The following is a 13,277-nucleotide window of genomic DNA, read 5'->3' on the forward strand; positions in this document are numbered from 1 at the left end:
GTGACGGGGGTGAAAGCCTCACCCCCAAGTCAATCGATCACTGGCCTGCAGCCCTTTGCTTCTTCAGAGCTTCCTCCACCTTGGTTTTCACATCGGCTGGCACCTTGTCTGGACAGAACTGAAGTGCTCCAGTGATGATCTGAAACTCAGCACCCGAGAACAACTGCTCATTGGTGAGCTTCTTGTTGCCCGTGGACGCCACAAGGCCACCGTGGCGACCGTTCAGCAGCTGGACATACGTCGCTGCAGCAATTCCGACAGCCTTCGGGAACTCAACACCCGCTGTCCTGGCGTTACAGACATAGGAGGAACCCATGCCCCGATAAAGGAAGATGTCAGCATCTGACGCTGGCTTGGTCTGAGGCTTGGCTGCGCCCTGAGCCATCACGGCGGGACCGGCCAACATAAAAGACAGAATGGCCAGTGGTGCGGCCATCACGGGACGAAATCGACGGAGTGAAGCCAAGAATCCTGACCAGTAAACGCGATCATGTTGCACCATTTCAAACCATTCTCAACACTCGGACAGGAATGAACGGCAACCGTCCCCCTGATTCAGCCGGGAATGGGTGCGGAAGCATCTTCAACGCGGGTTTCGTGGTGGTGCTCGACGATTTCCAGATCTCCTTTCTGCCAGCTGTAGATCGCTCTTGAACGAAAACGGTCTTGATCGATCAGGCGAGTGTATTCCTGCACATCCCAGTCGAGGTAATGGGACTCGAAAACAACCTCGTGCTCATCAACCTGACGGATGCGCGTTTTTGATTCCACCTCCTCGAGATAGGCACGGCTTCGCTGCAGCTGATGGCCCAGCAAGGTGGCCTCCATAACCCCTTCCTGCTGATACCGGGGTTTTTTGTCGAAAAAGTCGGTGTCATGCTCTGGCCACCAACTCATGCGATAGCGAGGCTTGCCGACGCGGGATTCCGCAAAAATTTCCACTCGAATCATCATGTCGAGGAACAAAACTTCCTCGTTTTTGAAGACGTACTGACGGCGAGAACGCCAGAGACCCAGATTTCGCGCAAACCAGCGTCGCAAATTGCCATCGAGAGGAACCCTCGGGGAAGCGGGGGATTCCCCGTCTGGCGGCTGCGCGCCGCGACGTTCGACAGGCAGAAGGGGCATGCTGTGTCCTGGGTGACAACAGTCTGTTCAAATGTGTCTTAGCGGATCTGCCGCTTTTTGCAAAAACCCATAAGGTGAGGCTCATCTTTGCGAGCATCGCCTGGTGGTCGGGTTGGATCCCACACCACGTCAGCAACTAGGCCTTCTTCTTGTTGCAGGCCGTCATCACCTCTCAAGCGGTGATCTGCGTTCCCTCATCCAGTTTTTGGAACATGAGGATTGTGGCTTTGACGTGACACTTCAGGTCGCTGATCCGATGCAGCAACCCGAGTTGCTGGAACTTCATCGCCTTGTTGTAACACCAGCGCTCGTCAAGCTTCAGCCTCTTCCGAAGCAGGTCTTTGCCGGTACAAGCATTTTCCAGCAGTTCAGAGGGTGGGTGCCCCGCTGGCAGCAGGACGAAGTTGTCAGCGGGCTCGGACTCAGCCTCAAGCCGACAGAGCTGGATGGCAGCAGGACGCAGCGGGAGCTCCAGCTGGAAGATCAACTCCTTGTGCTGCGTCAGGAGAACGAAACACTGATTGATCGTTTGCAGTCCCAGGAACGGTTGCTGCGAATGGTGGCTCACGAACTGCGAACACCTCTGACCGCGGCCACCCTCGCCTTGCAGAGCCAACAACTGGGACAAATCGACCTCAATCGCTTCAGGGATGTCTTGAAGCGACGCCTCGACGAAATTGCCCTGCTGTCGAAGGACCTTCTGGAAGTTGGAAGCACCCGTTGGGAAGCTCTGTTCAATCCGCAGAGGCTTGATCTAGCCAGCGTGGCTGCTGAGGCGATCCTGGAGCTCGAGAAACTCTGGCTAGGAAGAGACGTCACCATCCATACCGACATTCCAGCCGACCTACCTCTGGTTTACGCCGATCAGCGGCGCATGCGCCAGGTGCTTCTGAATCTTCTCGAGAACGCTCTGAAATACACCCAGGACGGCGGAACAATTTCCGTTGCAATGTTGCACCGCACAAGCCAATGGGTCCAGGTCAGCGTTAGCGACAGCGGTCCAGGAATCCCTGAACAGGAACAGCAACGCATTTTTCTCGATCGGGTCCGTCTTCCGCAAACCTCTGGGGGAACATCTGGGTTCGGAGTTGGCCTGTCGGTCTGTCGACGCATTGTGGAAGTGCATGGCGGCCGGATCTGGGTCGTCTCCGAACCAGGCAAGGGAGCTTGCTTCACCTTCAACGTTCCGGTCTGGCAAGGACAGGGTCAGGAAAAAGATTCAACTGTCTTGACGGAGGGTCTGTCGGCCCCGTAATTTCTTTTGGTGATCGGGAGCACACCCGCAATCACGGCCTCGCCCCCATCGTCTAGAGGCCTAGGACACCTCCCTTTCACGGAGGCGACAGGGGTTCGAATCCCCTTGGGGGTATTAATAAAAATCTAAATTATCAATCAAAAAAGAAGTATTCGCTTGTTATTTGCGGCGTAAAGCTTCTTTTTCAACAGCTAGAAGGTTGTCACTCAGGTCTTGCTTCAAGCGCTGTTCGATCAGAGCCACCGGCATACCCATACATCCTTGAACGGTCAAGTCGTACAGAATCAGAGTGGCATCTGGTACAGCTTGAAGCCTCCAACAGCCCTCAAAACGGCGGAAATCTCCTCTCAGCATTCGAAACCGAAGCAAACCTTCCGGTCGATGTTCAATTAACTCCAGCTGGACTTCAGCAGAAAATTTGAGTCCTAAAAACTGTTGACTTCCCACTTGGGACAGAGTCACCAAGTTGCCCTTCCTGGAAAGCAGGGTGCTGCTTGAGAGATTGGGAATGAAATCACTCAGACCCTCGTAATCGGTCAGGACCGGCCAGACCTCATCCACCGAAAGAGATGACCGCAATTGAACAGCAAGCCTGCGCACTCCCTGAGGCAAGCGCTCCATGGTCTGTTCGATTGGGTGGTGCACACCCCGGGATGCTCGCTGGAGAGTCTTCAAGGAGACTTCGATGGTCAACCTGAGAAAGATAACAGCAGAATCTTAATGAAAGTCAGCCAACCGACCAGTGCATTGAGCCGACCCATGACAAAGCGCATGAAAATTCAAGGTCACGCCTATGATCACGCCTTCTTCAAGAGAAGCGAGATCTCATGCGCGTCAGCTCTGCAGCCAGCAACACCTACAACGAACGGGTGTTCACGTTGGTTGTTGTCGGCCTGCAGGCTTCAAAGCAGCGGCGGTCTGAACAAACCTTCAAAGTGTCTTATGACCAACTGCAGTCCACCGTTCAGCGCATTAACTCTTGTGGTGGAAGAATTCTTTCAGTGACAGCTGGCTCCTCCAGGACCACTGCTCACACTTCTGTCTCAACAGCCTCCGCCACCTCCACCGTGACCGAAACCCCAAGCAAGCCGGCACACAAGGCTGTGCCTGTGAACCTTTACAAGCCCAAGTCACCCTTCATTGGCACCGTCACGGAGAACTACAGCCTGCTGAAAGAGGGGGCCATCGGCCGGGTGCAGCACATCACCTTTGATCTCAGCGGTGGAGATCCCCATCTCGCGTATGTCGAGGGTCAGTCCATCGGCATCATTCCTGAAGGTGAGGATGCCAAGGGAAAACCCCACAAGCTGCGTCTGTATTCCATCGCCAGCACCCGCCATGGGGACAACTTGGCTGACAACACAGTGTCCCTCTGTGTCCGCCAGCTGGAATACAAGAACGATGCCGGTGAAGAGATCAAGGGGGTCTGCTCGACCTACCTCTGCGATATCGAACCTGGAACCAAAGTGAAGATCACGGGTCCAGTGGGCAAGGAAATGCTCCTTCCCGACGATGAGGAAGCCAATGTGATCATGCTCGCCACAGGTACTGGCATTGCACCGATGCGTACCTATCTCCGCCGCATGTTCGAGCCTTCAGAACGGGAAAAGAACGGTTGGACCTTCCGAGGTAAGGCCTGGCTGTTCATGGGTGCTCCGAAGACCCCGAACCTTCTCTACGACGAGGACTTCGAGCATTACGAGCGCGAGTATCCCGACAATTTCCGCTACACGAAGGCCATCAGCCGCGAACAGCAGAACAGCAAGGGTGGACGAATGTATATCCAGGACCGTGTCCTCGAATACGCCGATGAAATCTTCGCAATGATCGAAAACCCCAAAACACACGTTTACATGTGCGGTCTGCGGGGGATGGAACCGGGCATCGATGAGGCGATGAGCGCGGCGGCGGCGGCGAAGGGGCTGGACTGGTCCGAGCTGCGTCCCCAACTCAAGAAAGCCGAACGTTGGCATGTGGAAACTTACTGAGTCCATCCACTGGGACTCGAAATGTTGGGAGCCCGCTTCACAGCGGGCTTTTTTCATGAAATGACGCCGGGACAGCCAGCACCAAAACAGGGCAGGTTGTTCTAAAGCACTGTCAGGACGGAAATTCCTGGTTAAACCTGCGTCAGAGCGACCTGTGCCATGAGCGCAACGATGACGAACCCACTGAGGGTTGGCCTGCGTCAAGAGCGAGTGATCGCGCCTCAGTGCCTTGTGATCTTCGGAGCAAGCGGTGACCTCACGCACCGGAAGCTTGTCCCAGCCTTATTCGAACTGTTCCTGCAGAGACGATTGCCAAGCGAATTCGCTCTTCTGGGATGCGCCCGTCGGCCCTGGAGCGATGAAGAGTTCCGTCAAAAGATGGCCGAGGCCATGGAGAAGACGGTGAACGAGAACCGCGTGGCATGGGACCAATTCTCAGCTGGAATGTTCTACGAGCCGGTGGATCTGCAGCAGCCTGAGGATCTCGTGAAGCTGGGGCACCGACTCGACAGCATCGACCGCCTCAGGGCAACACGCAGCAACCGCACGTTCTATTTATCGGTCTCACCGAAGTTCTACGGCAGTGGATGCCGTGCGCTGTCCGATGCCGGCCTGCTGAAGGATCCCCAGCGCAGCCGGGTGGTGATTGAAAAGCCCTTTGGACGGGACTACGGCAGCGCCCAGGCTCTGAACCGCATCGTTCAAAGCTGTGGTCAGGAGAACCAGATCTTCCGCATCGACCACTATCTGGGCAAGGAAACAGTCCAGAACATCATGGTTCTGCGTTTCGCCAACACCATTTTCGAACCGATCTGGAACCGGAATTACATTTCCAGCGTTCAGATCACCGCCGCTGAAACCGTTGGTGTTGAAGAGCGAGCCGGTTATTACGAAACCTCCGGTGCACTGCGCGACATGGTGCAGAACCACCTGACGCAAATGCTGGCGATCACCGCCATGGAGACACCCGGGCGGTTCGACCCCGAGGCCATTCGCAGCGAAAAAGCCAAGGTGCTTCAGGCAGCCCGTCTTGCAGATGAAAAGGAGCCCTGGAACTGCTGTATCCGCGGTCAGTACGGCCCCGGTGGAACCCTGGACAACCCCCTTGCCGGATACCGACAGGAACCCGGGGTGGATCCCAACAGCACCACGGAGACCTACGTGGCCATGAAGTTGTTCATCGACAACTGGCGCTGGCAAGGGGTGCCCTTTTATGTCCGCACGGGCAAGCGGCTGCCGAAACGTCTCAGTGAAGTGGTCCTCACCTTCCGAGAGGCCCCGGTTCACTTATTCGATGCAGCAGGCGGCGGTCCCACCGCGAACCAGCTGATTTTGCGCATCCAACCCGACGAGGGCGCTGAATTCCGTTTCGAGGTCAAGTCCCCCGGATCCGGGATGCGCAGCCGCCCTGTTGAGATGGAATTCTCTTACGACGAATCCTTCGGTGAACCATCAGACGAGGGTTACGTCCGTCTTCTGGCTGATGCGATGCTCGGCGACCCGACCCTCTTTACACGCAGCGATGAAGTGGAAGCGGCCTGGCGCCTCTACACGCCCCTGCTTGAGCTCATCGAAGACAGCCCCTGGCAGCTGCCGATTCATCCCTACGAGTCACGAACCTGGGGACCCGCTGCTTCGGACGCGCTCATGGCCCGTGATGGCTTGCTCTGGCGCCGTCCCTGATTGTTTTTGACAAACACTGAAACCTTGCTAATCAGCTGAACCATGTCACCCCAGCTCACGCTTCAGACCCCCCTGGAACTCCCCCCCGCAGAGGTCCCCAGCTACCTGGAACAGCTCTGGTCGCGCGACCAACCGGCAGGCGTCGGATCCCACACGTTCTGTCTCCTGATCTGGCAACCCTCCTGGGTGGAACAGCAACTGGTCCGAACCGGTCGCCTCGAGGGACCGATCACTGGGGTGCAGCGCGCTGCATTGATTCAGGCCGGTCGCCAGGCCATCGTGGATGGAGATCTGCCGTTAAGTACATCCCCGCTCACCGATCCGGTGGCCGCATGCCTGAGCAGTCTGGATGGATCCCAGAAGGCCGATGATTTGCGTGGGCAGCACATTGATGCGGCCCTCAGCGCCTTGAGACCGCGGCGACTGATCACTCTGGCCCCAAGCCTGGATGACCAGCAGGCGTTGGAAACCCTCGTCGCCGCTTACTGCCCTCTCCCTGAAGAAGGGGGTGGAACGGTTGCTTGCGGTGATGTCGTCGTTCTGCGTGGGGGGAACACAGCCTTGCAGGACGGCCTCTCCATCCTGCAGCCGCTGATGCCTGAGGATCTGCCCTCATGGGTGTGGTGGAACGGATCCCTTGATGAGGCGCCCGAACTGCTGATGCAGCTCACTTGCTCTCCGCGGCGCCTGATCATTGACTCGGCACTCGGCGAGCCTGGGTTCTGCCTGAATCTTCTGGCCACAAGGATCGAAAGCGGACAGGCCGTCAACGACCTCAATTGGCTGAGGCTCGGGAGCTGGCATCAAACGCTGGCCATGGTGTTTGATCCTCCGACTCGCAGAAATGCCCTCAGCCACGTGGTGCAGCTGGACATCGACGTGGAAGGAGACCATCCGGTTCAGGGTCTTCTGCTGGCTGCATGGATCGCTGATCGTCTGGGATGGCACCTGCAGCGCACCCAGCATCACGACGACCACAGCATCAGTGCTGAATTTGTGAGAGCTGATGGCGTGGGAGTACAAATGCGCGTCTCACCTGTTCCCATGGGACAGCCCAGTATTCATCCAGGCCAGATCGTGGGACTGCGCCTGATCTGCAAACCCGACGACAAGCCTGCGATCTGCGTGATCCTCTGTGCAGAATCGGGTGGCTGCATGCGCCTTGAAGCCGGTGGAATGGCCAGCATGGAACTGATCGAGGAAGTGGTGTCAGTTCAGTCCATGCCTGTCGAGGCCGATGTGGCCAAGCTGCTTGAAGGTGGTCATGACTCCACCAATCCACTGCTGGAAGCCGCTGCCCCCCTGGCTGCCAAGCTGATCAAATGATGTCCCGCTGAGCGGGGCCAACGTTCCACTGTTCCGCTCAGTTCATGGCCTGTGTGATCGCTGCTCCGGCCAGCGGCAGTGGCAAAACCCTGCTCACTCTCTGCCTGATTGCCTGGGCGCGTCGTCAGGGGAGGAGCATCCAGCCCTTCAAAGTGGGGCCGGACTATCTCGATCCCCAGCTCCTCAGCCTCAGCGCAGGCAGAGTTTGCCGAAATCTCGACCTTTCACTCTGCGGCCAGGAGTGGGTGGATCTCAGTTTCCGGGGGTTTGGCGGATTGTGCGACATGGCCGTCGTCGAAGGGGTCATGGGCCTGTACGACGGCATCGGGGCCAGCTCCGAGGGGAGCACGGCTGCTGTGGCACGGCATCTGAACCTGCCCGTGGTGCTGGTCGTGGATGCCGGCCGGCAGGCCCGATCCCTGGCGGCAGTGGTGCTCGGATTCCAGAGTCTGGAGCCACGCGTGCACTTGGCGGGGGTCGTCCTCAACCGGGTATCCAGTCAGCGCCATCGTGAGCTTCTGCAGAGCGTGCTGGACGAGATCAACGTTCCCTGCCTGGGAAGCCTGCCGAAGGACGTGAGTCTGTGTCTTCCCAGTCGACACCTCGGCCTAGCCCCAGCCCATGAGCTCGGACCAATACAGGACCGGATCAGTCGCTGGGCGGCGCTGGCGTCCTCCCATCTGGATCTGCAGAGATTCGGCCCGTTACTGAAGGCACCTGCAGCAGGCGCCAATCCAATACGAACCATTCTGGCGCCGGTGCTGGACCAGCAGCCCGTTCGCACTCCCATACCAGTGGCCGTCGCCCAGGACGAGGCTTTTCACTTTCGCTACCCGGAAATGCAGGAATGCCTCGAAACCATGGCCATGCCTGTGATCCCTTGGAGCCCACTGGCGGATGAGCCGCCACCACCCCAGGCCCAGGGGCTGGTGCTGCCGGGTGGATTCCCAGAACTGCATGCAGAGGCGCTCAGCCAATGCGGCCGCAGCCTCTCGGCCTTGCAGCAGTGGATCGCCCAGAAACCCCTCTATGCCGAATGCGGCGGCATGCTGTTGCTGGGTGAGTCACTCAGTGACGGGGAGGGAAAGCATCACCCCATGGCTGGCTTGCTGCCCTTCCGCGCAGAACGAGGAGCGTTGCAGGTGGGCTACAGGTCGCTCTCTACAACCCACAACGGGATGCTGCTGCGCGCAGGGGAAAGCTTGAGAGGCCATGAATTCCACCGGTGGCAATTGAGCAAAGAATCCGGAGATTTCTTGGGAAAAGCGAGACCCCTATGGCAGGTTGAAGGATGGAAAATCTCGCGGAGACACGAGGGATGGAGCCTTCCGACCCTGCACGCCAGCTGGGTGCACCTCCACTGGGCCGGCTCCTCGACGATCTCATGCCGATGGCGCGCCGCTCTCGAAACCGCGGCGACGCGGAACGCGGACGGTTCCTGAATCGAGGCAAACACAAGCCCACAATCCAGAAGGAACGCTGGCGATTTCTCGTGGAGGGCAAGGTTCAAGGCGTGGGATTCAGACAGGGGTGTTGCCGCAGAGCCATGGACCTCAACCTGAGCGGTTGGGTTCGGAACCTCCCCGATGGTGTCGTGGAGGTGCAAGCAGAAGGATCTCCATTGGCTCTCAGTGAATTGCGCCTGTGGTGCGAACGCGGTCCCACAGGCGCCCGGGTGAGCCTGGTGAGACCTTCACAGCTACCCATTACAGGAGCTGACTGGTTCGAAATCCGCAGCTGATCAGGCGCTGGGATGACACCGGCGACACCACCATTGGTTGCTCAGCTGGTCAAAATCCTTTGAGAAGGACACGATCAAGATATGGCCGACAATCGTCAGCTCTGGCTCTTGCGCCACGGAGCAACGGAATGGGCCAAAAACGGACGCCACACAGGCAGCACCGACCTTCCCCTGTTGCCGGAAGGCGAAGATGAAGCCCGACGTCTGGCTCCCACGCTGACAAGCCAGACCTTCGCCGCCGTCTTCAGCTCCCCTCTGCAGCGAGCCCGTCGAACCTGCGAGCTCGGTGGCCTTGGAGACCGACTGACGGTGATGCCGGAACTGATGGAGTGGAATTACGGCGACTACGAAGGGATCACCACAGTGGAAATCCGTAAAACGGTTCCTGGTTGGACGGTCTGGAGCCATGGGTGCCCCAACGGGGAGGATGCCGATGCCGTGCAGAAGCGCTGCGAAATCGCCATCCTTCGCGCTCTGGAAGTCTCCGAAGCAGGAGATGTGGCTCTGTTCGCTCACGGACACCTTCTGCGAGCGCTGGCGGGAACCTGGCTTGGTCTGGGTGCTGTAGGTGGCAACTTGTTGAAGCTCGGTACAGGAAGCATCTGCGTGCTGGGATTTGAGCGAGAACAGCGTGCGATCGTTCGCTGGAATGCTCCGGCCGACGGACGGTTCTGATGAGCGACACCACCCTTTGGGCGGAACTTCTGGCCTACGGCACGGGCATCGGTCTCTCGCCGATTCACATTGCGGTGTTGCTGCTCCTGTTGCTGGGCCCCCAGCCCCTACGCCGCGGCGGCTGGTTTGTTGCGGGCTGGGTGGTCACCACACTGCTCACCGCAACGCTGCTGGTGACTGTTGGCCACACCCTTGTTCTCGACATGAGCCACGGCTCTCATCACCGCACAGGACTCGATCTACTGGCAGGAGGCGCGCTCATAGCCATCGGCGGCAGGGAGCTCCTGCGTTCCTTCGCCGATGGAGCCGAACCACCGGCATGGACCACCAGCATCGATCGCTTTGTGGCGATGCCATTGCCGCTGCTGCTTCTCCTTGGCGCAGCCGGTGAGGTCATCAGTCCTGATGATCTCGTGCTCTTTGCAAAGTCGGCAGGCGTTGTTCTCGCAGCCCAGTTGCCCACCTGGCAGGAGTGGATCGGATTGGTTGCCTTCACAATCGGTGCAAGCATTTTTCTGTTGACCCCGCTTGTGGCCGTGATCATCGGACGGGACAAAGTGATTCCAATCCTCGAGAAAGGCAAGCAGGTGTTGTTTGCACGAGGTGGACTGGTGGTGGGAGGTGTCAGCCTGGGCCTGGGTGGCTATCTGGGTTGGCAAGGAATCAATGGTCTCAGCTTGCTTTAGGGGATCAGCCACACATTCAGTTGCACTTAACAACTGGTTCAGAAACGTTTTGTGGTAGAGCACTGCATACGCTTGCAGCAGCCACCTTCTGGTCATGCTTTCACTGCATCAGTTCAGTCTTTCTGCACTCACTGTCGTCGCAGCGGCGTCTCTCCTGTCATCACCGGCCAGTGCTCATCCACAGAAGCAGCGCCATGGCAATGAGAAGCAGAAGGTCTACAACCGTGGGTTCCAAAAGGGTTACAACAAGGCCATCAAACAGGTTCGCCAGCCTTATTACGTTCCCCAGAGGGTTTACAACCGGAACTTCAGACGAGTCGTGAAAGATGCTTACCGGCCCTATTACGTTCCTCAGCGCACCTACTATCAACGGCCGGTTGTGGTCGCACCGGCACCGTGGAGAGCGCCACGGCCCCTGATCTTGAATCCCTACGTGCAGGGAACACGCGTGAATGTTGGTTTCGGTTTCAACGTTCACTAAGGGAGACAAGGGTCAGCCAGCGCGTGGAATTCTCTGACAGCAATCAGTCGACAAATGCAAATCGGATCCAAAAGATTGGAGCCTGATTTCTGATTGCTCCCACCCAAGTCTGATGGTTAATCAGGATGGGACAAGCAACAGCCCATGCGCTAAAGCTTTCCGGGTTGCTGCATCGGGCTCAATCGACGGATAGGCACGTGGTGACAGAGAGAGAGTGGTCGTGGTGATGGACAGTGCAGATCAACTGATCATCGAAACAAAAGCCTTCCACGAAGCTCCTCCTCTGGAAGCCACGGTTTTGATGCAGCACATTCTCTCAATCAAAAGCGATGTGATCTAAAGCCGCTTCCGGCTTTCAGAATGTCGAAAGCCATCAGGCACTTCAATTAAATCAATCCGGTCGCTAGCCGTGATGGTATCGATGGCATTAGTGCATGTCAGGGCGTCGTTCCTGATCATTCCTGTCGGTGCGGCAATGTTGATCGTGGTCCCTATTGAATTGGTGACGTTGACCGCAAGGCTTTCAGCAAACCACTGAACATAATCAACGAAACAGACTGATTTAGGAGAACAGCGTTGGATGCTGCAATCGATAGCCGAGTTCCTTGAGTCGATGATTGCTAATACAGCGGCTGAATGGAGGGGCAGGTCCGGGAGCACCTGTCCATTGAACCCTTTCAAGACCTTCTTGGATCAAGGTGCGATCCACAAGATCTCTATCCCGTAGGGGTTCATCGTTGACCACATTCACCAAGCCGGTCCAGCAACCGTTGATCGCCGCAAGCGCTGCTCCCGCAGCATCATCCACATGGACCCAGTTGCTGAACGATCCACCATCTCCAGGGAGTTGCTTCCCAGCAAGACCTCGTAGACGATCCTTGATCTCGCGCCCCGGTCCATAGAGGGCAGCCAAACGCAACACGCAAACCTTGCGGTTCTCCCCCATCAACTGCATGACAAGTCGTTCGCTCTCTAGGAGCACCTCTCCACGAGCTGTGCGTGGCCTGGCTGGTGTGTTTTCGTTCACCCAAGCATCTGAAGCATGGCCATACACCGAACAGCTACTCGTGTAAACAATGTGTTGCAACGCCGGCAACTCCGCAATGACAGAACTCAGGCAGTGGAAGCACTCCTCAAACGTGCTTCGGTAGAGATCAACATCACCCTGTCGATTTCCTTTCGGACCAAGGGTGAACACCGCGACTCTGCTCTTGTTCAGGGCTTTCCTCAGATGATCGGGGTTCGTCGCATCGCAGATCTGAACGCGATCGGCGAGTTGATTCAGTTCGCAGAGTCGAAGCTCGCTCGTCGTTGTCAACACAAGGGGGACAGCTTGGCGTTGTAACTGCAGCTGTCGGGCCAACGCAGTGCCGACGTAGCCGCTGCCCACAATGGTCAGAACCATGTGCCTACAAACGCTTTCGATACCTTAATTAGCCCAGCACATTGCAGCGAGTGGCCTACAGACCTCCTGTCATCCATGTCCAATGGAGCAGAAGTGCTCTCACAAGACGGCTTCAGCAATCACTATCTCTATGGTTGACAACAAAAAAGACAAAGTTATCGAGCGCTTTGGACAGGGCAATGACACCATTGAATCCAGTGTTAGCACAAAAATCAGAGCCAACATCGAGACTCTCCTGCTGACAGGCAGCGCTGCACTAATGGGTTCTGGAAATGACCAAAACAACATTCTTGAAGGTAATTCCGGCAACAATCAACTTAAAGGCAAGGCCGGCAACGACACCCTGATCGGCAATCTCGGTCGCGACATCCTATCTGATGGCACTGGAGATGACACCTTCATCTATCGATCCACCAACGACTCTGGAGCAGACAAAAGAACCCGCGACAAGATCACTGATTTCCAGACCGGCGACACAATTGACCTGTCACAGATTGATGCCAATGTGGATGTATTAGGTGATCAAGCCTTCACCTTCATCGGTTGAGGCAAATCCTCAGCTGCCGGGCAAGCCAAATTTATCAATGGAATCCTTAGCGTGAACACTGATGATGATCTAGGCGCGGAACTTCAAGTTCAGTTGAAAGGAGTCACTGAATTCTTGATTGACTCCTTGGTTTTTTAAATTCTGAGGGTCTCATGAAGGTGTCCGCCATTTCACAAGACAACAGTCTGATCGCTGCGGAAACCCAGTCAAACCTTGCCAACCGAGTCGTTAATGACAGCAGGCGGCTCTTGATGCCACGAATCAAAAAAGAAGGGCCATAACCCTTGAGACAAGTGCTCACTACAAAGACAATCTGACCGAAGAGTTCATTCAAAGGGCGAAACCGATCAGGAGATCAGCAA

Annotated in this window: 14 protein-coding genes and 1 tRNA gene; 11 read left to right on the forward strand and 4 right to left on the reverse strand. The window is 56.9% G+C overall.

From position 1 onward, the window contains the following. Nucleotides 1-37: 37 nt before the first annotated feature. Nucleotides 38-436 carry a hypothetical protein gene (locus WH7805_RS04115; protein WP_038005005.1) on the reverse strand — a complete coding sequence of 133 codons (399 nt, stop codon included), beginning with the start codon at nucleotides 434-436 and terminating at the stop codon, nucleotides 38-40. A gap of 119 nt (nucleotides 437-555) precedes the next feature. Continuing rightward, entirely contained in the window at nucleotides 556-1,128 is a 573-nt protein-coding gene (locus WH7805_RS04120; RefSeq protein WP_006041726.1) for a hypothetical protein, read from the reverse strand. Nucleotides 1,129-1,231: 103 nt separating this feature from the next. Between WH7805_RS04120 and WH7805_RS04125 the strand changes: the two genes are divergently transcribed. Both WH7805_RS04125 and WH7805_RS04130 read left to right on the forward strand, forming a co-directional pair. After that, a complete protein-coding gene (locus WH7805_RS04125; protein WP_006041727.1) occupies nucleotides 1,232-2,383 on the forward strand; it encodes a histidine kinase in 1,152 nt (383 codons plus the stop codon). A gap of 41 nt (nucleotides 2,384-2,424) precedes the next feature. Next, a tRNA-Glu gene (locus WH7805_RS04130) sits at nucleotides 2,425-2,497 on the forward strand. 45 nt (nucleotides 2,498-2,542) lie between these two features. Here the strand turns inward: WH7805_RS04130 and WH7805_RS04135 are convergent. Next, a complete protein-coding gene (locus WH7805_RS04135) occupies nucleotides 2,543-3,076 on the reverse strand; it encodes an SRPBCC family protein (protein WP_006041728.1) in 534 nt (177 codons plus the stop codon). 134 nt (nucleotides 3,077-3,210) lie between these two features. On the opposite strand from WH7805_RS04135, the gene WH7805_RS04140 reads away from it, so the two are divergent. The 8 genes from WH7805_RS04140 to WH7805_RS04175 all read left to right on the forward strand — a co-directional run bounded on the left by WH7805_RS04140 (nucleotide 3,211) and on the right by WH7805_RS04175 (nucleotide 10,963). Beyond that, nucleotides 3,211-4,371, forward strand: coding sequence for a phycobilisome linker polypeptide (locus WH7805_RS04140; protein WP_006041729.1), 1,161 nt, complete (start codon nucleotides 3,211-3,213; stop codon nucleotides 4,369-4,371). A 159-nt stretch (nucleotides 4,372-4,530) separates the two neighbouring features. After that, a complete protein-coding gene (gene zwf / locus WH7805_RS04145) occupies nucleotides 4,531-6,054 on the forward strand; it encodes a glucose-6-phosphate dehydrogenase (RefSeq protein ID WP_006041730.1) in 1,524 nt (507 codons plus the stop codon). Nucleotides 6,055-6,096: 42 nt separating this feature from the next. Next, a complete protein-coding gene (locus WH7805_RS04150) occupies nucleotides 6,097-7,380 on the forward strand; it encodes a glucose-6-phosphate dehydrogenase assembly protein OpcA (protein ID WP_006041731.1) in 1,284 nt (427 codons plus the stop codon). A gap of 44 nt (nucleotides 7,381-7,424) precedes the next feature. Continuing rightward, on the forward strand, nucleotides 7,425-8,822 hold the full coding sequence (locus WH7805_RS04155; RefSeq protein ID WP_006041732.1) for a cobyrinate a,c-diamide synthase: 1,398 nt from the start codon (nucleotides 7,425-7,427) through the stop codon (nucleotides 8,820-8,822). Continuing rightward, nucleotides 8,771-9,121 (forward strand): acylphosphatase, encoded by a 351-nt coding sequence (locus WH7805_RS04160; protein ID WP_006041733.1) that lies wholly within the window; start codon nucleotides 8,771-8,773, stop codon nucleotides 9,119-9,121. The genes WH7805_RS04155 and WH7805_RS04160 overlap by 52 nt, the downstream gene beginning before the upstream one ends. A gap of 81 nt (nucleotides 9,122-9,202) precedes the next feature. Beyond that, nucleotides 9,203-9,796 (forward strand): histidine phosphatase family protein, encoded by a 594-nt coding sequence (locus WH7805_RS04165; RefSeq protein WP_006041734.1) that lies wholly within the window; start codon nucleotides 9,203-9,205, stop codon nucleotides 9,794-9,796. Beyond that, nucleotides 9,796-10,482, forward strand: a complete 687-nt coding sequence (locus WH7805_RS04170; RefSeq protein WP_006041735.1) for a GAP family protein — start codon at nucleotides 9,796-9,798, stop codon at nucleotides 10,480-10,482. The genes WH7805_RS04165 and WH7805_RS04170 overlap by 1 nt, the downstream gene beginning before the upstream one ends. Before the next feature lie 94 nt (nucleotides 10,483-10,576). Beyond that, nucleotides 10,577-10,963 carry a hypothetical protein gene (locus tag WH7805_RS04175; protein ID WP_006041736.1) on the forward strand — a complete coding sequence of 129 codons (387 nt, stop codon included), beginning with the start codon at nucleotides 10,577-10,579 and terminating at the stop codon, nucleotides 10,961-10,963. Between the two features lie 562 nt (nucleotides 10,964-11,525). Here WH7805_RS04175 and WH7805_RS04180 read toward each other — a convergent pair. Further along, the gene (locus WH7805_RS04180; RefSeq protein WP_006041738.1) at nucleotides 11,526-12,368 is read right to left on the reverse strand and encodes an NAD-dependent epimerase/dehydratase family protein; all 843 of its coding nucleotides are present in this window, start codon (nucleotides 12,366-12,368) and stop codon (nucleotides 11,526-11,528) included. An 82-nt stretch (nucleotides 12,369-12,450) separates the two neighbouring features. Between WH7805_RS04180 and WH7805_RS04185 the strand changes: the two genes are divergently transcribed. After that, nucleotides 12,451-12,915 carry a hypothetical protein gene (locus WH7805_RS04185; RefSeq protein ID WP_232198946.1) on the forward strand — a complete coding sequence of 155 codons (465 nt, stop codon included), beginning with the start codon at nucleotides 12,451-12,453 and terminating at the stop codon, nucleotides 12,913-12,915. Nucleotides 12,916-13,277 lie beyond the last annotated feature (362 nt).

This window comes from Synechococcus sp. WH 7805 (assembly GCF_000153285.1).
Lineage (GTDB): Bacteria > Cyanobacteriota > Cyanobacteriia > PCC-6307 > Cyanobiaceae > Synechococcus_C.